Source organism: Staphylococcus durrellii, from assembly GCF_015594545.1.
Classification (GTDB): Bacteria; Bacillota; Bacilli; order Staphylococcales; family Staphylococcaceae; genus Staphylococcus; species Staphylococcus durrellii.
This window is the reverse complement of record NZ_JADIIO010000001.1, coordinates 165,044-186,275: the sequence shown is the minus strand read 5'-3', so window position 1 is coordinate 186,275 and position 21,232 is coordinate 165,044. Positions and strand designations below refer to the sequence as shown.

General features: G+C 33.1%; 19 protein-coding genes. 4 read left to right on the top strand and 15 right to left on the bottom strand.

Annotated features, from left to right (window positions below):
* The first annotated feature begins 18 nt into the window (after positions 1–18).
* Positions 19–444: a pyridoxamine 5'-phosphate oxidase family protein gene (locus ISP02_RS00775; RefSeq protein WP_195719767.1), complete on the top strand. Its 426-nt coding sequence runs from the start codon at positions 19–21 to the stop codon at positions 442–444.
* Between the two features lie 51 nt (positions 445–495).
* Here the strand turns inward: ISP02_RS00775 and ISP02_RS00770 are convergent, their stop codons facing one another.
* The 12 genes from ISP02_RS00770 to ISP02_RS00725 all read right to left on the bottom strand — a co-directional run bounded on the left by ISP02_RS00770 (position 496) and on the right by ISP02_RS00725 (position 14,039).
* Positions 496–1,992, bottom strand: coding sequence for a phytoene desaturase family protein (locus ISP02_RS00770; RefSeq protein WP_195719766.1), 1,497 nt, complete (start codon positions 1,990–1,992; stop codon positions 496–498).
* Between the two features lie 103 nt (positions 1,993–2,095).
* Entirely contained in the window at positions 2,096–3,145 is a 1,050-nt protein-coding gene (locus ISP02_RS00765; protein WP_195719765.1) for a glycosyltransferase family 2 protein, read from the bottom strand.
* Between the two features lie 76 nt (positions 3,146–3,221).
* Positions 3,222–4,709, bottom strand: a complete 1,488-nt coding sequence (locus ISP02_RS00760) for a phytoene desaturase family protein (protein WP_195719764.1) — start codon at positions 4,707–4,709, stop codon at positions 3,222–3,224.
* Positions 4,710–4,727: 18 nt separating this feature from the next.
* The gene (locus ISP02_RS00755) at positions 4,728–5,186 is read right to left on the bottom strand and encodes a glycosyl-4,4'-diaponeurosporenoate acyltransferase CrtO family protein (protein WP_195719763.1); all 459 of its coding nucleotides are present in this window, start codon (positions 5,184–5,186) and stop codon (positions 4,728–4,730) included.
* Positions 5,187–5,200: 14 nt separating this feature from the next.
* Positions 5,201–5,686, bottom strand: a complete 486-nt coding sequence (locus tag ISP02_RS00750) for a TspO/MBR family protein (RefSeq protein WP_195719762.1) — start codon at positions 5,684–5,686, stop codon at positions 5,201–5,203.
* 12 nt (positions 5,687–5,698) lie between these two features.
* A complete protein-coding gene (locus ISP02_RS13110; protein WP_268933151.1) occupies positions 5,699–5,830 on the bottom strand; it encodes a hypothetical protein in 132 nt (43 codons plus the stop codon).
* Positions 5,831–5,843: 13 nt separating this feature from the next.
* Positions 5,844–7,358, bottom strand: coding sequence for an NAD(P)H-binding protein (locus tag ISP02_RS00745; RefSeq protein ID WP_195721799.1), 1,515 nt, complete (start codon positions 7,356–7,358; stop codon positions 5,844–5,846).
* 248 nt (positions 7,359–7,606) lie between these two features.
* A complete protein-coding gene (locus ISP02_RS00740; RefSeq protein WP_195719761.1) occupies positions 7,607–10,447 on the bottom strand; it encodes a putative mucin/carbohydrate-binding domain-containing protein in 2,841 nt (946 codons plus the stop codon).
* A gap of 500 nt (positions 10,448–10,947) precedes the next feature.
* Complete coding sequence (nagA, locus tag ISP02_RS00735; RefSeq protein WP_195719760.1) at positions 10,948–12,105, bottom strand: N-acetylglucosamine-6-phosphate deacetylase; 1,158 nt, start codon at positions 12,103–12,105, stop codon at positions 10,948–10,950.
* Between the two features lie 208 nt (positions 12,106–12,313).
* Positions 12,314–12,937, bottom strand: coding sequence for a mechanosensitive ion channel family protein (locus ISP02_RS00730; protein WP_235980484.1), 624 nt, complete (start codon positions 12,935–12,937; stop codon positions 12,314–12,316).
* Positions 12,918–13,259 carry a mechanosensitive ion channel family protein gene (locus ISP02_RS12925; protein ID WP_235980483.1) on the bottom strand — a complete coding sequence of 114 codons (342 nt, stop codon included), beginning with the start codon at positions 13,257–13,259 and terminating at the stop codon, positions 12,918–12,920. Before ISP02_RS12925 ends, ISP02_RS00730 begins: the two co-directional genes overlap by 20 nt.
* A gap of 450 nt (positions 13,260–13,709) precedes the next feature.
* Entirely contained in the window at positions 13,710–14,039 is a 330-nt protein-coding gene (locus ISP02_RS00725; RefSeq protein WP_195719759.1) for a winged helix-turn-helix transcriptional regulator, read from the bottom strand.
* A gap of 110 nt (positions 14,040–14,149) precedes the next feature.
* On the opposite strand from ISP02_RS00725, the gene ISP02_RS00720 reads away from it, so the two are divergent.
* Complete coding sequence (locus ISP02_RS00720) at positions 14,150–14,815, top strand: MBL fold metallo-hydrolase (RefSeq protein WP_195719758.1); 666 nt, start codon at positions 14,150–14,152, stop codon at positions 14,813–14,815.
* 95 nt (positions 14,816–14,910) lie between these two features.
* Here ISP02_RS00720 and ISP02_RS00715 read toward each other — a convergent pair whose 3' ends face one another.
* On the bottom strand, positions 14,911–15,807 hold the full coding sequence (locus tag ISP02_RS00715) for a 5'-nucleotidase, lipoprotein e(P4) family (protein WP_195719757.1): 897 nt from the start codon (positions 15,805–15,807) through the stop codon (positions 14,911–14,913).
* An 863-nt stretch (positions 15,808–16,670) separates the two neighbouring features.
* Between ISP02_RS00715 and lqo the strand changes: the two genes are divergently transcribed.
* Both lqo and ISP02_RS00705 read left to right on the top strand, forming a co-directional pair.
* A complete protein-coding gene (gene lqo, locus ISP02_RS00710) occupies positions 16,671–18,164 on the top strand; it encodes an L-lactate dehydrogenase (quinone) (RefSeq protein WP_195719756.1) in 1,494 nt (497 codons plus the stop codon).
* A 136-nt stretch (positions 18,165–18,300) separates the two neighbouring features.
* Entirely contained in the window at positions 18,301–18,402 is a 102-nt protein-coding gene (locus ISP02_RS00705) for an SE2200 family small protein (protein WP_195719755.1), read from the top strand.
* A gap of 376 nt (positions 18,403–18,778) precedes the next feature.
* On the opposite strand, the gene ISP02_RS00700 is transcribed toward ISP02_RS00705, so the two are convergent.
* A complete protein-coding gene (locus ISP02_RS00700; RefSeq protein WP_195719754.1) occupies positions 18,779–20,149 on the bottom strand; it encodes a CitMHS family transporter in 1,371 nt (456 codons plus the stop codon).
* Between the two features lie 280 nt (positions 20,150–20,429).
* The gene (locus tag ISP02_RS00695) at positions 20,430–21,170 is read right to left on the bottom strand and encodes a class I SAM-dependent methyltransferase (protein WP_195719753.1); all 741 of its coding nucleotides are present in this window, start codon (positions 21,168–21,170) and stop codon (positions 20,430–20,432) included.
* Between the last annotated feature and the right edge of the window lie 62 nt (positions 21,171–21,232).

Below are 21,232 nucleotides of genomic sequence, written 5' to 3'. Positions count from 1 at the left end.
ATTACGAGGTGATAAATAATGAATAAAACACAAGTATTAAATGAAGTTGAAAAAATATTAAATACTTCTAGAGTAGGCGTATTATCAACAGCACATAATAACGTTCCAAATAGTCGTTACATGGTATTTTACAATGATGACTTAACTTTATATACGAAAACAAATATTGATTCTACAAAAGTAAGTGAATTTGAAGATAACCCACGCGCTCATATATTACTTGGTTATGATGACACGAACAATCGCAGTTTCTTAGAAATTGACGCTCAAGTGGAAGTCATCAATGATCAAGCTACTATTGACTGGCTATGGGAAACACAAGACAAAACATTCTTCGATTCAAAAGATGACCCAGAGTTATGTGTACTTAAAGTGACTCCAAACTCAATCAAAATAATGAACGATGATGCAATAGATTCACCACAAACAATCAATTTTGATTAATATATAAGAGAAGTAAGCGTTTAGTAAATTCACTAAACGCTTACTTTTTTATTACTCAATATCTTCTAACATAGCCTCTACTGTGATTTTTGCACTTGTTAATACAATCGGCACGCCAGAACCTGGATGGGCACTCGCACCTGCAAAGTATAAATTATCATAATCCCAGCTCACATTTGGAGGACGATAATAGTTACTTTGTGCCAATGTTGGCATTAAACCAAACGCCGAGCCAAACTTAGCATTATATCGTGATTCGAAATCTTGCGGTGTAAAAGCAATTTCAGTTTCAATATGTTCTTGTACATCTTTTAAACTATCAATCGTACTAAGCTTATTATAAATTAATTGCTTAGTGTGCTCAATCGTCTCAGGATTAGACCAGTCCATTTCGCCTATTTTCAGTTCGGAAATCGGCATTAATATATAGAGAGCTGTTTTACCCTGTGGTGCTAATGATGGATCTACCACACTAGGTGCATAAACATAAATAGATGGATCTTCTGGCATTTTCCCATTGAAAATCTCATCGATATTTTGATCAAATCCTTCAGAAAAAATAACATTATGAATTAATATATCGTCAGATAAGTCTTTATCTATACCCATATAGAGTAAAAATGCAGAACATGAGTAATCCATTTTTTCTATTTTGTCAGTACTATAATTTTTTAAAGCATTAGGTTCTGAAATTAGATTTTGAACTGCATAAGGAAAATCTGCCGTACATAAAATTTTATCAAATTTCTTAATTTCACCATTTACCTTTAGTCCTTCGGCACGCTTATATCTAGAATCAATAATAATTTCATCGATAGGTGCTTCGGTAATAATTTCCGTACCTAAATCATAATTAAGTTGTTCTAGTGCTTTAGTATATTGATACATGCCACCTTTGATGTAATGTACGCCAAACATCATTTCGACCATCGGTATCATGGTATATAATGAAGGCGTTCTTTTAGGATCAATACCTATATATAACGTTTGAAACGCTAATAGTTTTTGGATTTTTTCATTATCTACATAATCACTAATTAAGTCACTGGCATTGTTAAACGTCTTCAAGCGCAATCCTTGGTATAAAGTATGCAAGTTAAAAAAATCAGAAGGTTTTCTAAATGTACGTTCTAAAAAATGCTTACGTGCGATTTCATATCTTTTATATATGTCGGTTAAAAATGACATAAAACCATGTGTTGATCCAGGTTCTAAACTTTCTAAAGTGTGCTGCAATTCAGCTAAATCCGTAGGCACAGTCACTTTATCATCTTTACTAAAGTAAACATCGTAAATATGTGCTAATTGGTTCATATCAAGGTAATCATCTATGCTTTTATGTGCATATTTAAAAACATCTCGATATATTTCTGGCATCATTACGATCGTAGGCCCCATATCAAAAGTGTAGCCTTTACTTTGAATTTGACTCATTCTTCCGCCAACTTGTTCATTTTTTTCATATAGCACGACATCATGACCTTGTGCGGACAATCTTGCCGCGGCTGCTAAACCCGTTACACCTGCGCCTATAATTCCAATATTCAACTTTATCATCCTTACTATATTTTATTATGTTTATTGTAGTCGTTTAAAAACTACGCTAATGTTGGTCATTTTCTTTACAATATAAACCTATTTGATAAATCATTTATTTAGTTTTAATCTTTCTGCCTTTCCATTTCACTGTTTTTATTAAATTTATATCAATCCACGATTTGGCAAATATCACTATAAAGAATAGAAATAAGAAAGGATGAAGTAAAAACAACACAAATACATTAAAGTTACCTATTCTTCGCATAAACAATGTAAATTGCAAACTATATATTGTGTATAACGCTACGCAAAAAAGTACTTGTCCAATATTGAAAGTCATTGATAATATAAGAATTATTAAGCTTAAAACTGAACCGCTTAGCCAAGTTAATATAAGCCGTATTACTGATTTCTTTGTCATACTCGATCCAGCAGCGATATGCTTAGACCAACCACCAATAAGTTCACTCAGCCCATTAGGATACATTCGAAAATCTGCTACCCCCACACCTTCATACAGTTCAACAGGTAAGTGCATTTTATTATATGCCTTACTTATGGCAAACCCTTCTATAATTGAATGACGTGCATTATAATGTCCCTTGGTTTTAATGTAGTCTGCTTTATTAGTACATAAAATAGGGCCAAAAGCACCTTTTTCATCATCCGGCGTTGTGTTATATGAAAACACATTTAAACCAATTACTGTCATTAGATTAAAGATAGCTGAAAAGTTTTCGTATAATTTATTAATACGGTGATAAGGCTGAATAGTAAGTAATCCTCTATAATTTTGATGCTTATATTTATGGAAAATATGTTCAAGACTATAACGTTGTGCTAATCGCACGTCAGCATCTAAAAATAATAATAAAGAGTACTGTGCTTTTTTGGCACCTTCCCAACAAACATATGATTTACCTTGCCATTCCTTATTTTGAGGCATATCATATACTTTTACTCCATAACTTTTAGCAATATCTTTAGTATTATCTGTGGATTGGTCATCCATTACAATAATTTCTATACCTTCATATTTATTTAAAGAAGTAAGTAAATGGGGTAAATTTGTTGCTTCATTACGTGCTGGGATAATGATGGTTGCTTCATAAAAGTCAGCAGGATTATGTTCGAACGTAATACGACGCCTGTAGCGAAACATTAAGAAACCACTGAGCATTGCGCAAAGTAATAGAATGATTAAAATGCAAATAATAATAGCAGTTACCATTTCATCACTACTTTCTATCGGCTTTTAGTATTTTATCCGCCACTTGCATACCACTAAGAGTTACCATTGGCATACCTGGGCCTGGATTGACTGAACCACCAACAAAATATAAATTATCGTAATACTGACTATGTTTTGGAAACTTAAAGCCATGATTTTTCTTTTTATCGGAAACAACGCCATATATTGCTCCCTTATTAGAGCTATAAGTACTTTCTATGTCATGAGGTGTCCAAATATCTTCATATATAATATGTTCCCTTAAATTATCTAAACCCATATTTTCAAGTTTTTCTAATATGCGTTCACGAAATAGCGCATATTGTTCTACTGAAAATGGTTGTTCTTGTAGATAAGGAATATGAGGTAAAACTTTAATATTTTCATAACCATCAGGCGCTTGGCTTTCATCGGTCTTATTTACATTTACAACGTAAATCGTGGGATCTGATGGTAGCTGATATTCTTTAAATACCTCATCATAATTAATTTCGGCGTCGCCAGAAAAGAAAAAGTTATGATGCTTAAGAGCTGGATATTTTTTATTTACGCCAAGATGCATCACGTAACCAGAACTGGCTGGTTCAAATTTAGTTTCAAGTTTATCAATAACTTCTTGTTTAAAATGTAATAAATCTCGATAAACCGGTATGACTTCCATATTTGAAATAATATAGTCGGCATATACGATATGACCATCTTCTAACACAATGGAACTGACTCTATTTTGATTATGAGATAGATGTTTTATTTTATTATTCAAATGAATATTTACGCCTTCTTCTTTGGCTAACTGTTCTAAAGCTTCGACTAACTTATGAATTCCCCCCTTCACGTACCACAATCCTTGTTCATGTTGCATTTGAGGCAATAAAGTTAAAACAGCCGGCGCATCATATGCTGAAGATCCAACATATTTAATAAAATAACCCAACATCTGTCTTAAATATGGACTACTTACTCGCTTATTAATGGCTTGTTGCATCGTTGAAAAGAAATCAAACTGCCTTAGAGAGTTAATTGGACCATGAAATTTAATCAATTCAGGAATGGTATCTAATCCTTTGCCAAAATACCCTTTTTCAGTTATTCGATGTATTTTTTGTGCATAATCAAAAAAACGAGTTAACTCTTGGCGATCTTGTTCATCTAAGGTTGCATTATTGTCTATTGTTGTATCGACAGATTCAAATAAATCAATGACCGTTGCATCAGGATAAAAGTTGCGTATTTGCAAATCTAATCGTTGAATTTCGACATAATCTGCGAGCTGCTTGTTACTATAACTGAATAGCTGTTGAAATATTTTAGGCATCGTTAATATAGATGGTCCTAAATCAAATCCAAAACCTTCTGTTTCAAGTCTATTTACTTTACCTCCAATATGTTTGTTTTGCTCATACAAATCGACTTGATAACCTTCTTGAGCCATTCTAATAGCAGCGCTTATGCCTCCTAAGCCACCACCAATGACTGCCACATGCTGATTATTCATAACCTCACCTCCTTAAAATTATAATTTTTTATACAAACGTTCCAACTTCGGTCGGTTATAGCGTTGCGCTATAATAAACGGCGCATTTGCTACAAATGGGTAAATTATATTTATATATTTAATTAACGGTCGCTTATTATAAAAAATAAATCCTGGAATTATACATAATAAATGAATAAATTCCGCTCTTCGTGTTTCAATGATAAATATTTTTATATTTTCTTTATCATTAAAGTTTGTTAGCTGTCTTTTACTTTTTACTTTAGGATTCATTTTACTACCATCAGGTAAATAATCTTTCCATAACTTAACTTTAAAATATTGCTGCCAAAATTGGCCATTGTGTTCCCAGCTAAATGTTTTAAAGTACCTACGTTTATTCGTAAAGAAGTGATCCGGCATAAAGGTACCTAATAGTGACAACGACATGTGTACAACAAACCAATAGAGCGTGCAGAAGATTGCTGCTTTTTTCATAGTTGGCACCTCATTTAATTATTTGAATAGTAAGCTTTGTCTTTATTTAATATCCAATTACCAGTAGCTAAATAGCTGGCATATCCTGACCATGCTACATAAGGTAACATTAGCGTACCGCTTGTTTTATTGGCTTGGTAATACGTTACAGTTGCTGTCGTAACGGCAGTAAATAAGACATAACTCTCAACTACAGCAGCACCACGTAATTTATATCTGAAATAAAGTAATGACCATAAGAAGTTCAATCCTAGTTGCGTATAGTGAACACTACTTATTATGGCGCTATTATGCGCTTTCTTTTTAGCCGAAACATATGCTATACCCATACTAACGTATAAGATTGGCCACACAATTGGGAAAATATATCCTGGCGGCGATAGTGGGGGCTTAACATTTTGTCGGTAATCTTTGCGCGCATTTTTGACAGCATATTTACCTATTAGATTGCCGCCTATAAATGGCAATAGCGCTTGAGCAATTAATTTAATGTATTTCATTATAAGACACCCCTATAACTCTGCATTAGACATATTATTATTTTTAGCTAAACATGATTTTATTTGCTTCAATACTATTGCTCCGATAACACCTATACCTAGTATTGACCCCACTATTGTTAAAATTAGTTTTAAATTATTCATAATCATTCTCCTTTTATAGTTCTGCGTTTGACATATTATTGTTTTTTGCCAAATATGATTTAGTTTTTTTAGCAGCTAATATACTTGCTGCACCTATAATGACAGGACATGCCAGTTTAACTACTTTATTTACTGTCGCAGGTTTGTTACGAGCCAGCTTTTGCATTTCCAATGCGAATAAGTTCATTACAGTTTTGTGGAGTCTTGCTTGTGTAAATTTATAAACAAACCACGGTAAGGTCGGTTGATATTCTTGCAGTGCTACCAATCCTTGCGACGAATTAATTAATCTACGGAATTCTAAAGTCGCACTGCCACCATTATCAGCATAGGCTAGCTCACCACCAATAATTTGATATACTACACGATCATCGTCTGAGGCTTTATGATCTTTTTCTAATAATAATAAAACCTTGTCTAACCACAACAATTTAATTGTAAAATAATTTTCATCGATAGCACTTTCTACCATATTAAGAGTTATTTTATTTAGAAAGTCTCCGTAGGTACTCGCTACGTTATTCATCGTAAAGTTTTCAGGTACTGATATACGTGTTATTGCTCGCACATCTTTAATTTGTAATGATTGCTTTGATTTTTTCTTTTTCTTAGGTTTAGGTGACGTAGATTGTTCTTCTTGAAGCGCGCGTTCAACGCTTTTTTCAAAACCGATTTCACCTATAGAAATATCTTCAACCATTTTGTCTTTGTGTCTTGTCATATCATGAATCAAACTATCCATTAAGGGATAGACCATTTCTTTTGGAACTCCCGAAACTAGCTTCACCCAATACTTACTTAGCCAAATAGGAATAATTGGGACATCGAACATTGGTAATTTTTTATCAAGCACATGTGCAGTATGACTGAATAAATCTTTATAAGTCATATGTTCTGGGCCACCGATATCAATCGATTCATTTTGATTAGGATTTCTGTCGACCATGTGTTCTAATCCATTAATAACATCTTCGATAGCCACCGGTAATGTTGTATTATAAGCCCAACTCGGTAACAATAGCATTGGTAAACGCTCAACTAGTTTTTTCAAGATGGGATAAGAACTTCCTTGAGAACCAATAATCAAACCCGCACGTAATGTACTTACCGGAATTCCATAAGATCCTAATATACGTTCGCACTCTAAGCGGCTTCTTAAATGTGGTGATAATTCCTCGGCGTCAGGTATTAAACCACTCATAAACACTATATGTTTAACGCCATTAGCCTTCGCTGCTTTAGCAAAGTTATCGGCCAGTAAAGCATCCATATCTTCAAAATTCGCTTGCGTTAATTTGGCGTTTGGCATCATAGAATGTACTAAATAAACTGCAGTATCAACGTCTTGCATGACTTTTTCAGTTTCTTCTAAATCAAACATGTCCGCAGCTCGCCAAGTAACATTAGTTTCTTGAGGTTTATTATCGATATTTCTTGAAACTGCAATAACCTCATACTTTTCTTTTAATTTCGCTTTTAGATGTCCACCAATATAGCCAGTGGCTCCAGTTAGTAATACTTTTTTCATCATTTCACTCCCCTACGTGATTAATCATGACGCTTTTTTATTGAATATATAAATATAAATTATTAGTAAAATAGTTATGTCCTTTGATTAAATCACTGAATTCATTGTTCTTACTTAATTCCCGTTATAAGTGTTGCAAAACTTATTTTTTTGCATGCTATATGTATAAAAAAAGACACTTACAACACCTAAAAATTTAAATGTGTAAGTATCTTTTATTTAATCTTCACAGAAAATGTGAAGATTGATTATGAAAGGTTAAATTTATCGAGATAAGGTTTTACACGTTGTAATATAAGTTCTCGATATTGCGCATCAATGTGATTAATACTACGCACGATTTTACTCAATATCACCCTGTAATCACCATCAGGACGGTCCTTGATTTCTTTTTCAAGCCTTTGAATGTCTGCTATAACAGCCATTGTATAACGACTACTTGTTCTAAAGTCCGCTTCATCATTAATTTTGAATCCCTTATCCGTTAAAGTGTAAGTAATTGTTTCATTTCCAGAAAATGGCACTTCTATAGATTTCTTAGTTTCACTACGTAGAAGCACTCGTCTACTCTTAGGTTCTCTATGCTTAACAATAATTTTATCTCCATAATTTAATGAGAACTGTTGTGTTTTGGCAACGAGATTGTGATTACCAACAATTGATTCATCTAACAGTACTTCACCATTTTGTTTAATAATTTTAATGTGTGCATATTCATTTATAAAATAATCATGTGGTGATCCTGCATACTGTTGAATCGTTATGCTTGCATTTCCCGGGTTATAATTAATACCTAGAAATTCTCTATTGCCTATCCCTTTTAAGGACAAACGTTGGTTATAAAAGGTTTGCTTTTCATCAACATTAGGGTATGCAATCGTTATATTATTAGCATTACCTTCTCGGGCAATTAAAAATGTATGATTCGGTAATGCTTTCATTTGCGAATGAGGTGCTACAACTTTATATATTCCCGGTCTTACACGCTCAAAGTTCGCTATACCATTTCGAACTATTGCTTCAGCTACAACCTTTTTGCCATCTACTAGCTTTACTACAGCTTCTTCTGCTAATTTATGACCATTGAGCTGTAGATTAACTTGCACATCTGTTTTAACTTTTGTATCTGCTAAATCAGAAGATCTGACAAGCTCATATTCAGTAGTTAAACCTAGTTTTTTTACATATCTTTCGCGCTCTTCACTATTATTAATTAATAATGCCAAAGGATAGACATACGTTTGTTGCAATGATTCAATTTTATCCTCAACCTCTTTGGAGACTGGAATATTATACAAATTGAAGTATGCTAAAATATTGGCATTATATTTTGCTAACCAATTTTCACTAATCCACTTTGGCAAATCAGTAGCTATATTGTGCTTACTTGCTTCTTCACGTACATCTTGTAACATAGCTGTTAGACCTTCTATGCCCGTCAACCTCACCATTCGCGTCATAAAATCAAGACGTTCTTTAAGTGTCGCTCTCTGAATATCAAATTCCATGTTATTTTTAATCATGCGATTATGGATATTTGCTTGGAATAGATGTTGATTATTATTGTATAACCATCCATTTTTCTTTTTCTCTATATATTGTTGATATTGATTGGCAAATATATTATTCCATACTTCATCTAATGGTAGATGTGGGTCATTCGTCATTATACCGTCATAACCATGACCTACTTCGTGTAATGCAAGCCAACCCTTAGTTAAATAATTCGAAATTGAAGGGCTGTTTGTTGCTATATGGTCTACTGAATAATATGCTATTCCCCCACCGTGTTTGTTTGCAAAGGCGAAATATTTAGATTCATTATTGAAGTTAACGGAATTAACATCGTTATTTAGTCCCGCCCATTTACTATACTGTGTAATCATATTATCGTAGTATGTTATTAACTCATCCAGATTTTTAAATTGATAATCTTTTGTATTATTTTTCATATTTAGTATGTGATGACGATCTATTTTAGGGATTAAAAATGAACTGTGTGTTCCATCTACATAAGCATAACTAGCATCTTCTTCAGTCCATCTATGTTCAAATAACTTTTGATTCCAACCTTTTCGATAAGTAGGTAGCGCTTTACCTAAGTTATTTTCTACATAATATTCAATCTGTGGTTCGTTGTCTAATCCTCTTGGCATGTAAATGAATGCTGCACTATCGATAGTTGTTTTAATCGCTGTCCATCTACCATTACTATTTACAGTTGCAATTTTATTAAAATGACTATCATTAGTCACTAAATTCACACGCAAGTTACCTGCCTTATTTCCCTTCACTTGTCTCACATACAAATTCGTATTTGCAGGTACAATAAAACCAAGACTGTCACGTGCCTGGTTTATCCCTCTATTCGCACCTAAAGTTTGTGCTTTTTTACCTACTTTAAGAACATGCACCGATTTGCGATATACCTGTTCTCTTACTTCTTTTACTTGTACTGGTCTAGCATTTGTTTGAGGTAAAATTATCGTTTCATTAAAGTTAGCTTTATGAGCAGGTTCAGGTGTTGATTTTTGGTTATCTAGTGATCTTTTTACTCTACTAGCGTCTTGTGTATTATTTTGAATGTTTGCATTGCCGTTATTGCTCTTGTGGGCATGATTTTCCGAATTTTGTTGATTGGCAGTTTTAGTCTGTGGTGGTGTTACTGATGATTGTGGCTGTTGTTGCTCATTTTGAGTACGAGTTGATTGTTGTGTGTTATTTGCTTTATTCAGATCCGCTTGTGATGTTGCATTACCTGGTGATTGATTGATTACATCTGAATGTGACTGTTGTTGCTCAATTTCACGATTAGATATTATGTTAGCGTGTTGTTGTTTTCCTTGAGTTGTTTGAGATATATTATTTTGATTATTAGCCTTCGCAGCATTATTTTGAGTTTGAGGCGATATACTTTGTTGCGTATTTTGTAACTGAGTTGTCCCTTTATCATTGCTTTCGGCAGCTTTTGACTCATCACTTAATCCTAAGTAGCAAAAAGTACCAAATAATACCGATACAATACCTACATTAAGTTTTCTTATCGCAAATTTTTGTCTTTGTTGTATTGTTTTATTTTGTCGTTTCATCGTTAGCAAAAATCCCTTTCCCTATATAGATATTTCGACCTTAAATGTATAAGTCGTTATTATGTTACTTGTTTTTTATGCATTGATTTTTACTAAATAAGGTGGGATTTTTACTTTTTTAACTGAAGATTTTTCGTGCTTATTATGTGTCGTCATACATAATAAGTATAGATTTAGCATTCAATAGAGTGGCTAACGCTAGGTTGTTGTTTAATTGCCTCATTCTTCTTGTTATCCTTGCAGCCACCATTTAATTAAATACTTTCTTTCAAAAATATCAAACCTATATCAATATCAATTATTTATCTTTAGAAAAGATTTTAAATACAATATTAGATTTTTAGGAAGCTTTACAATCATCAATCATTGAAGTTATTTATTAATATCATTTGTTCCATGTGAAACTTATTCAAAGCGTCCTCTGTGACTTGGATATAAATGTAAAAAGTATGTGCCAATTTTGCAAAATAAAAAGAGCGACACGAACGTCGCTCTTTTTATTATTTATAATTATGAATGATGCCTTTTTTAATTGTCGTTAACACTTCCATATCATTATCTAACAGAACAATATCAGCATCTTTTCCTATTTTGATACTTCCTTTTTTATTGTCAATATTTAAGGCGATTGCTTGGTTCAAACTTGTGACACGCCACAGACGCTCAAGTGATTCACCTGTAAATTCAATTAAATTACGTAATCCATCATTCATCTTCAAAATACTACCAGCCAATGACCCCGACGCTAGTCTCGCTTCAGAGCCTTTCACGATAACATTTTGTCCACCTAAATCGTACTCACCATCAGACATCCCTTTGGCACGCATGGCATCAGTAATTAGATAAAAATGTTCATTACCCTTTTGTTTATAAGCAATTTTAACTGCAGCAGGATGCGAATGAATACCATCGCCTATTAGTTCAGTGTGTAGACCTTCATTAAGCCAAGCAGCTCCAAATACACCTGGATTTCTATGTTCAAAAGGTGTCGCAGCATTATATAAATGCGTAATATGTTTAGCTCCGTGAGCAACTGCTTCCATAGCTTCATCAAATGTTGCTACAGTATGACCTATTGAAAATATAATGTCATCTTTAAATCGTGATAATGCTTCTTTTGCACCTTCTACTTCTGGCGCAAAAGTCATTATTTTAATATTGCCTTCTGCGACTTGCTGTAATTTTTCGATTTGTGCAACGTGTGGTCGTTGAACATATTTAGGATTTTGCGCTCCCACTTTATGTTCAGAAATAAAAGGCCCTTCTAAGTGGATGCCCGCAATTTCAGCTGCATTATGCTCATCTTGTTCTTTTGAATATTTGGCAATATTAGCTAATGCACGTTCAATATTTTCATTAGATTGAGTCATTGTTGTAGCTAAAAATGATGTAGTCCCTTCAGACATTAGAGATTCTGCTAAAAGTTTTAGCCCATCATAAGAAGCATCCATTGCATCTTCACCATAACCACCATGAATATGGATGTCTATAAACCCTGGTAAGACATTGGCTCCCTTTACATCGACTGTTTCAAGTTCTCCCTTATAGTCCCCATGACCTATTTCAGTAATTTCTCCATCTTGAATAACAAGGTAACCGTGTCTAATCGTTTCATTTTCGGTATAAAATACGCCATTTGTTAATACATAATTTCCCATCGCTTTTACCTTCTTTTCACTTCGAATATTGTATTTAATATATCAATTCATTCCACATCTATTCTACTATAGTTATTTATAAACATCACATAAATACATATAATTTTCATTCGCATAATAAAAACGCCTGCACACTACTTTTTCTATGCGCAGACGTCCTTATTGTTTATTCCGTTTTAATGAATATTTTGTCCCTTATTTTCAAACATTATTTACGATCGTTATCGTTTTTTGATTCCATTTTTTTAGAAAACTTACTCAGTTGTTGTTCTGCAAATCCTTTGCCACCTATACCAAATGAAATCGCAAACGCTACCGCTACGGCACCTAAGATTAATAAGAATGCTACATTAACAATACTCTTCGCAAAATGTAACTGATCTAATGTCATAAATACAGAAACGATAATAACTAAGTATTTAACGATTTCTGCTAACATTGCATTACCAGTAGATTTGTTTAATAGTTTTGCAATTAAGTTACCTCCGATAAAGCCTAAGGCTAAAATAATAGCACCAGAAATTACTAATGGTAAGTAACCGATGATTGCATCACCTATTTTGTTTAATACTTTTAAATTAACAGTATTTAATGCTTGTACCGCAAAGAATAATCCAACAAGTGTAGTAATAACCCAACCTACAGCTACAGGAATATCAATACTGTTTTTGTCCTCACCAAAGTTTACATATTTGTTAAAGCGACTAACTCTAAAGTTAGTTAATACATTTTTAACTAATGTACCTAATATTTTAGCGATAAATAAACCTACGATTAGGATAATTGCCGCTACAATAATTTTAGGAGCAAAGTTAAGCATACTTGTCATCATACCCTTGATAGGAGTAGAGACAGATTTCATATTTAATATCAAATACAGGTGGTAAAAATAATAAAAAGATAAAGAAGTATGCTAACTTACCAAAAGTTTGCACAATACCGTCATTTGAATTGCCACCTTGGTCATCAACTAAGCCTTTTTTCTGTAACCAAGCTTCAAAACCTAACGCCCCTAAACCTTTCACTATAATTTTCTTAACAATTATGGCAATAATCCATGCGATTAATAATAATACAATAGCCCCGATAAGGTTTGGTAGAAATCCTATAATCTTATCGAGTACACTAGTAAATGAACCTATAATATTACTCATAAAAATCAACCTCCTTTAATGGGAAGTTACCCTATCAACTTGTAAATAATCTTATTTTTTAAATTTTTTCGATTATAGAAATAAATTTTAAACTATTTAAATATGGCAAAAACTTTAAATAATACGCTTAAAAGTTGATTTAGTAATATTACAGTTATCAATATTGTGAAATGTTTATTTTATTTAAATAATACTGCTTTTAAAATTATGTTTTAATTTAAGCTATATTTTTCATCACAGCTATTATCGCTTTTCATCCTCTTTTTAAAAGTACATCAGCGTTTAATCTCTTTTCACAATAGCTTCTTGAATATGTTACTCATTCCAATCATAAAAGCTTCGTCCAGTTTTATAACCTAAATCGCCCTTGTTTAATGATCTTAATATATTTACTTTTACTTCTGCTTGCGTAAGAAAATAATACCTTTTTCAAATTGCCATTGCATAATTTTAGTTATTTTCAGTTTTTAATAGTTGAGATATGTTTTGTATAAGCGGATAAAGTGCTCGACCTCGTTGTGTCAATGAATAACGTACTTTTTTAGGGTAATCAGTCGTTTCGTCCCTTGATACAACCTGTAATTTAATAAGATCAGATAATTGTTCAGTAAGCATTTTACGACTTATACCAGATATTTCGCGATGTAAAGCATTATAATAATTGGGTTTTTCATAAAGTGCACTTAAAATGATACCCTTCCATTTACCACCTAATGAATTTAAGACACGTTCCACCGGACAACCTCGTTCAATTACTTCATTGCAATTGCCGTAAATCATCTCTGAACACTCCTTACTATTAAAGTAGTTACTTATTTGTGCCTTCTTGTGAAAGCAATTTTAATATATTACGGTCTTATTATATCAAATTTAAAACTGAGGTGATTTAGATGAAACTAGTACAAATATCAAGTAACGTATATAAATTGAGCGTTGAGGTTGTTGTGGGAAGACCTGTACTAATTAATACTTGGTATATTATTGATGATGACAACGTTTATATTATTGATACAGGAATGAATGAATATGCGAATTTGCAAGTAAAAGTTGCTAAATTATTAGGTAATCCGCAGGCCATTTTCCTAACTCATGGTCATATAGATCATATTGACGGTGCAAAAGTAGTATCTGAAACGTTCAATATACCAATTTATGCTCATGAAAAAGAACTACCATACATTAATGGACTAAATCCGTATCCCAATAAAAAAGAAGTCGAAAATACCGGTGTAGCACATAAGGTTTCACCACTTAATGAACAATTAGTTAGCAAATTACCCTTTGCCTATTATTTAACTCCGGGTCATGCGCCAGGTCACGTCATTTTCTATCATAAAAAAGATCACTTACTTATATGTGGTGATTTATTTATCTCAAATAGCTCGGCATTGCACCCACCAATTTATAAATTCACTTATGATATGCCTCGAAATATTAAAGAAGGATCAATTATAGATATTATAAAACCCAAGCTAATTTCTACATCACATGGAGAAGACATTGTATATAACGACAGCTTATACAAATACTATAAATTTAGTTATGAAGAGGAGTAGTTAATAAAAATTCAAATTTTAGTATTTGTAATAATTGAAGCAGAACTTTAATTAACAAAAAGGCGATGAACTTCAACAGTTCATCGCCTTCCCTTTTATTGTTGTCTAATTTTTTGCGATTGAGGATCAAAATAATGAATTGATTCTTTTCTTAATTGTTGTTTTTGTTCATCAGAAAGGTCATTTTTGTTGCCGTATACTGATGATTCCCAACTACCATACATTGGGTTAGGGAAAATAATATATTTTTTACCGAAATCATCTTTATGTCGTTGCACTAATTTTTCTCTGTCTGGTTGAGAAGGTGATTTAGGATCATCAAAATCTAATAAATTATCGCCAAATAACATGACTAAATTATGATTTTTTCTAACTTTTTCTCTTCTAGACTCTTTACTTTTATCATTTTTACTTTTCAACATTAGATGATCTTTAGTAGCTTGTGGGATGCCTAGATTTTTCAAATTTTGTTGAGTTCCTTCAAAATCTTGAGGATAATCTCTATCTGTTATGTAGTAAATGTCGACACCTTTTTTATCAGCATATTTTAAAAATTCTTTCGCACCATAAACTGGTTTAGCTTGTGCTGATTCTACCCATTCATGCCAACCTTCTGGGTGAGACTTGTTGTATAGCGTTGCATAACCTTGATATGGTGAATTATCTAGTACGGTTTCGTCTAAGTCTAGCGCAATCGCTAATTTCTTCTGACCTTTGCCTTTATGCTTTTTCAATTCTTTATCTAACTGAACTTTAGCGCTGTTGTAACCTTGTAAATACAACGCTTTAGCTTCCGCAGAATTTTGATACCAAGAAACCGCCATCGTGTTTTCTGAACCTGGAGTTGCCTGATTTTGTGCTTTAGGTGCTGGCTTAGTTTGCGTAGCTGTGCTATTTGCATGTGCCGTAGAAGAATATGTACCCAATGGAGCTGAAACAGTAACGGCTGTTGCTAGAGTAAATGCTGCAACGTACTTTGAAATTTTCTTCATAAATTCACCTCTTTTTAAATTTTAAAACTCAATTCTCAAGCAATTATATAATACTTCAACTATATAATGTACCTCTCAATTTAAATTTTATTGAAAATTAAGAAAATTTACGTAAATTTCATTAAATTTGTAATTCATTTACCGAACAGATGACTTCAATCTTTTATTATTTTTAAGACCAAATACTTCTAATTTAAAAATTCGAGCATATTTAAAATTTTTACTAGAAGAGTAGTCCAAAAATATACAATCGCCTGATTTAATTTTCACCTTTTGTGTCTAAAATAGATGCTGGTTCTGATACTCCAATTTTCTTTAATTTAGTAATATACGCTTTCGTACTACCGATTTTGCGTATTGTAAAACCTAAGTAATAGCCATGTTAATTATTTAATTCAAAATCCATAGTTCCAACCTTTTATCCTTTATATTCACTACAAAATTCTCTTTTTAATCACAACAATTTTCCTAAATGTCGTGATTAAAAAGAGAGTGCCGAATTTGCAGTAAAGTGAGACCTATCTCTTAAAAATTTTTATCTTTTTTTATATAAAAAACTTGCCGTAAGTTTCATTTCGGTGCATACTCATATTATGACCTGATGTCTTATTATCAAAAGTTAATCCATCAAGCAATAAAACGCTTTCTTTTTATCTTTCTGAAATGATTTTGATATAATGTAATTGGGTAAACAGATTTTAGTACACATTTTATGTCCTTCACCATCCTATTACTAAAAGTAATGGGTTCAATCAGAAATATGTATTTTTATAATATGTTGGAATATATTATAATTATAGGTGGAAAGAGGACATGGGTAACATGCGCGTTACTTATAACTTAATAATGAAAGGTGAGACAGTATGGCTAATCAAAAAGAATCAAAAGATGTCATTCTTATTGGCGCTGGCGTACTTAGTACAACATTCGGTTCTATGCTTAAAGAAATCGAACCTGATTGGAATGTTAAACTTTATGAACGTCTAGATCGTCCTGGTATTGAAAGTTCAAACGAACGCCACAATGCTGGTACTGGACACGCAGCACTTTGTGAATTGAATTATACAGTTCAACAACCTGATGGTTCAATTGACATAGAAAAAGCAAAAGAAATCAACCAAGAATTCGAACTTTCAAAACAATATTGGGGTCATTTAGTAAGAGAAAATTACATTGCAAACCCTAAAGAATTTATTCGTCCATTACCTCATATCAGCTTCGTAAGAGGTAAAAATAACGTTAAATTCTTAAAAGATCGTTACGAAACTATGAAAGACTTCCCTATGTTCGATAACATTGAATTTACTGAAGATATCGAAGTAATGAGAAAATGGATTCCCTTAATGATGCAAGGTCATAGTAATAGCGATATTATGGCTGCAAGTAAGATTAATGAAGGTACAGACGTAAACTTTGGTGCGCTAACTCGTAAATTAGCTAAAAATCTTGAAGAAACACCAAAAACAGAAGTCCATTACAACCACGAAGTTGTAGACTTTAACCAACGTGTAGACGGTAAATGGGAAGTTGAAGTTCGTGAACGTAACAGTGGTAGAACACAAACACAACTTGCTGATTACGTATTTATCGGTGCAGGTGGTGGCGCTATTCCATTACTACAAAAAACAGGTATCCCTGAAAGCAAAAATTTAGGTGGCTTCCCTATTACAGGTCAATTCTTAGCTTGTACTAATCCAGAGGTCATCAAACAACACGATGCCAAAGTGTATGGTAAAGAACCACCTGGCACACCACCAATGACAGTGCCTCACTTAGACACTCGTTATATTGATGGAGAAAGAACTTTACTATTCGGTCCGTTCGCTAGTGTTGGACCTAAGTTCCTAAAATATGGTTCAAACCTAGATTTATTCAAATCAGTTAAACCATATAACATCACAACATTATTGGCTGCTGCTGCTAAAAACTTACCATTAATCAAATATTCATTCGACCAAATCTTAATGACAAAAGAAGGTTGTATGAACCACTTACGTAGTTTCTACCCAGAAGCACGTGACAAAGATTGGCAATTATACACTGCTGGTAAACGTGTTCAAGTAATTAAAGACACTGAAAAAGATGGTAAAGGTTACATTCAATTCGGTACAGAAGTAGTAAACTCTTCTGACAACACTGTAATTGCTTTACTTGGTGAATCACCAGGGGCATCTACTTCAGTATCAGTAGCACTTGAAGTATTAGAGAAAAACTTCTCTGAGTATAAAGATGAATGGTTACCAAAAATTCAAAAAATGATTCCTTCATACGGTAAATCATTAATTGATGATGCTGACCTAATGAGAAAAACTCGTAAACAAACTTCAAAAGATCTTGAACTAAATTATTACGAATAATATATTTAAGCAATGCCATTATTGATATGTGATTTCTAAGTTTGTTTAAAACCTCATATCAAATGGCTTATTGCTGTTTAATATTACTCAGTCTAAAAATTTCGTTATAATTAATGAACTTAAAGGAGTACAAGATATGAAAACATTATTAGTTGTTGTAGCCTTAGGTGCGCTAGCATTCTTCGGGCTAAAACGTTATCAAAAACACGTAAACAAAGTACCAAACATCGAGTATTAATATGACGAAGCGTAACAGACATGATGTCTGTTACGCTTTTTTTGATTAACATCTAACAATTTATCCTGCATTATAAATCGGCAGCCCCCTCATTACTCTAGATTAGTGAGGGGGCTTTACAAAATGATTAAGTTACTATATGAACACTATCCAAACTATAAATATCTTCTAATATCGTATTTCGACGGTATTCTTTAGTTTTTACTCTTCCTGTAATATCAAAACAGACCTTATCGCCATTGATTTTATGAATACTGAATGCAATATAAAATATCAACATTTACCAGTCTTTGATTTATTCAAAAAAACTGATACAACATACCCATGTATACTGTACCAGTCTTTGATAATTATAAAATTTGTGAATCAGTTCATTTTAAACCGTTACAACTCCCATTAATAACGCAATGAGTAACATAACGATTGCGAAGCCCCATATCCAGAAGAATGCATATTTAATATATGTTCCCATGTTTGCTTCTGCTAAACCAATTGCTAACCATAATGCTGGCGAGAAAGGGCTGACGAAAGTACCGATAATATTTCCTATTAACATAGAATATGCTGTGGAAACTGATGGCACATGGAATTGACCTGCAGTTTGTTCCACAATAGGTAAGATTGCGAAATAATAAGCATCCGTACTTGTTAATAAGTCTAGTGGAACCCCAAATATACCAACGATGATGTGTAAGTATGGTCCAACTCCATTCGGAATAATATGGATAAAGTTAAGTGCAATTGCTTTCAACATGCCAGTTTCATTTAGCACGCCTAAAAACATCCCAGCCGCAATAATGACTGCGGCCATCATCAACGCATTAGGCGCGTGTGCTTTGAGTCGACTCATTTGCTCGTCGACATTTGGGAAGTTAATAATTAGTGCAATTGCCACACCAATCATAAATGCAAATTCTGGTGGTGCGACATTTACTAACATCATAACGATGATAACTAAAGTTAAAATAACGTTAATCCAATTAATCCAAGGATGTTTTACTACTGTGCCACGCACTGGAAATTTAACCTCTTGATCACGTTCATACACTTCTACTAATTTATGTACATCGACGTGTTGTGTATCTTCTATTTCTCCATTTATCACTGCTCGGTTGATTCTTCTTTTTTCTCTTAAACCTAAATATACAGCAAAAATTAGCACTAGAAATACACCAACAATTTGTACTGGTATCACGCCATACCATAATTCATTAACATTTTTCACATTTAAAACTGATGCTGTACGAGCCATTGGTCCGCCCCAAGGCACCATGTTCATTACTGAAGCACTTAAACCTAATAACAAGATAAGTAAATACCGATTCATGTTCAGTGCTTTATATAATGGTAGTAAAGCTGGTATTGATAGTAAGAATGTCGTCGCGCCTGCACCATCAAGCTGAATGATAGTTCCGATAAGCGCCGTCATAATACAAACAATCACAACGTTCCCTCTTGTAACTAATATTAACCTTTTAACTAATGGCTTAAATAAGCCAGCGTCAGTCATTAAGCCAAAGAATATGATGGCGAAAATAAACATAATTACTACGCTCATAACTTGATCCAAACCACTATTAAAATATTTAACTAAATCGCCAATACTATGCCCTAATACGAGCGCCCCAATACTAGGTATTAAAATCATACCCACAACAGGACTAATACGTTTAGCGATTAACAACCCCACAATTGAAATAATTATAACTAGGCCCACTATCGTAAGCCAAATACTATCATCTTGCATAAACATCCCCCTTAGTTTATTAAAGCGCTTACAATTAAGTATTAATTAATTGTAACAGAGAAAATAATATAAAACTATAAGCATAAAATATATTTTCCGATTAAATATCAATGTATAAGCAATACTTATTATATGCAATTATAATTTATTAATATTGAGAATTAGCATAAATTGTTCTTTTTCATATATTAAAGTAATCCCTCACTTGAAAGGCATGACAAGTATGCAAGTGCTTAAATTTTTAGTGAATTAAGTAATCTCATTTACATAATTTGAATAATCATTCTTTTCTTCCCCACACGCCGAAAGCCATATCACGTATAAATGCTGCCTGGGCTTCTTGGGCTTCGTGAGACATGTTAGCTTTAAATGTTTCCAATGAAAAATCTTGATTTACAATTTCATTTTGTTTCATTCTTGTTTCCATCATTTCTGTTAACCATTGAAGATCGTTATCGTCAGACGTTTGAATAAGTGCTTCTGCAATTACTTGTGGTTGAGGAATCCCAATATTAAGATACATCATATACAATTTCTGCCCTATATGAATATCTCCACCTTCCGCCGCTACCGTATCCCAAATACGTTGAATAGCTTGTTGATGTAACGGCAATTGATGCGCACCAGCACCTCCATTAATTGCGTCACTTTCTTGGAAACATAGTATGCCGCCAGGTTTTAAAAATCTTTTTAAGTTTTGTAAACATGCTTTTGCTTCAGGAAGATACATTAATATTCGTCTACCTACAATCACATCAAATGGCTCTAGTTCATCAGGTAATTGGTACACATCACTATTAATATATTCTATATTGTCTGCATTATTATTAGCTTTTGCTATATCAAGCAACTGCTCATTCATATCTACGCCGATCACTTCACCCGAAACGCCAACAATTTCTGATAACAAATGCGTTACTTCACCAGTCGCGCAGCCTACGTCAAGTACGCGCATACCTTCTTGAATATTCACCGCTTCAAGCAACCTTAACGTAAAATCATTTCTACCTTGATGTCTCATGCTGAACCCCTTTCACTAATTTACGTAAATTAGCATTATTTATATAGCGCTTTCATTATCCT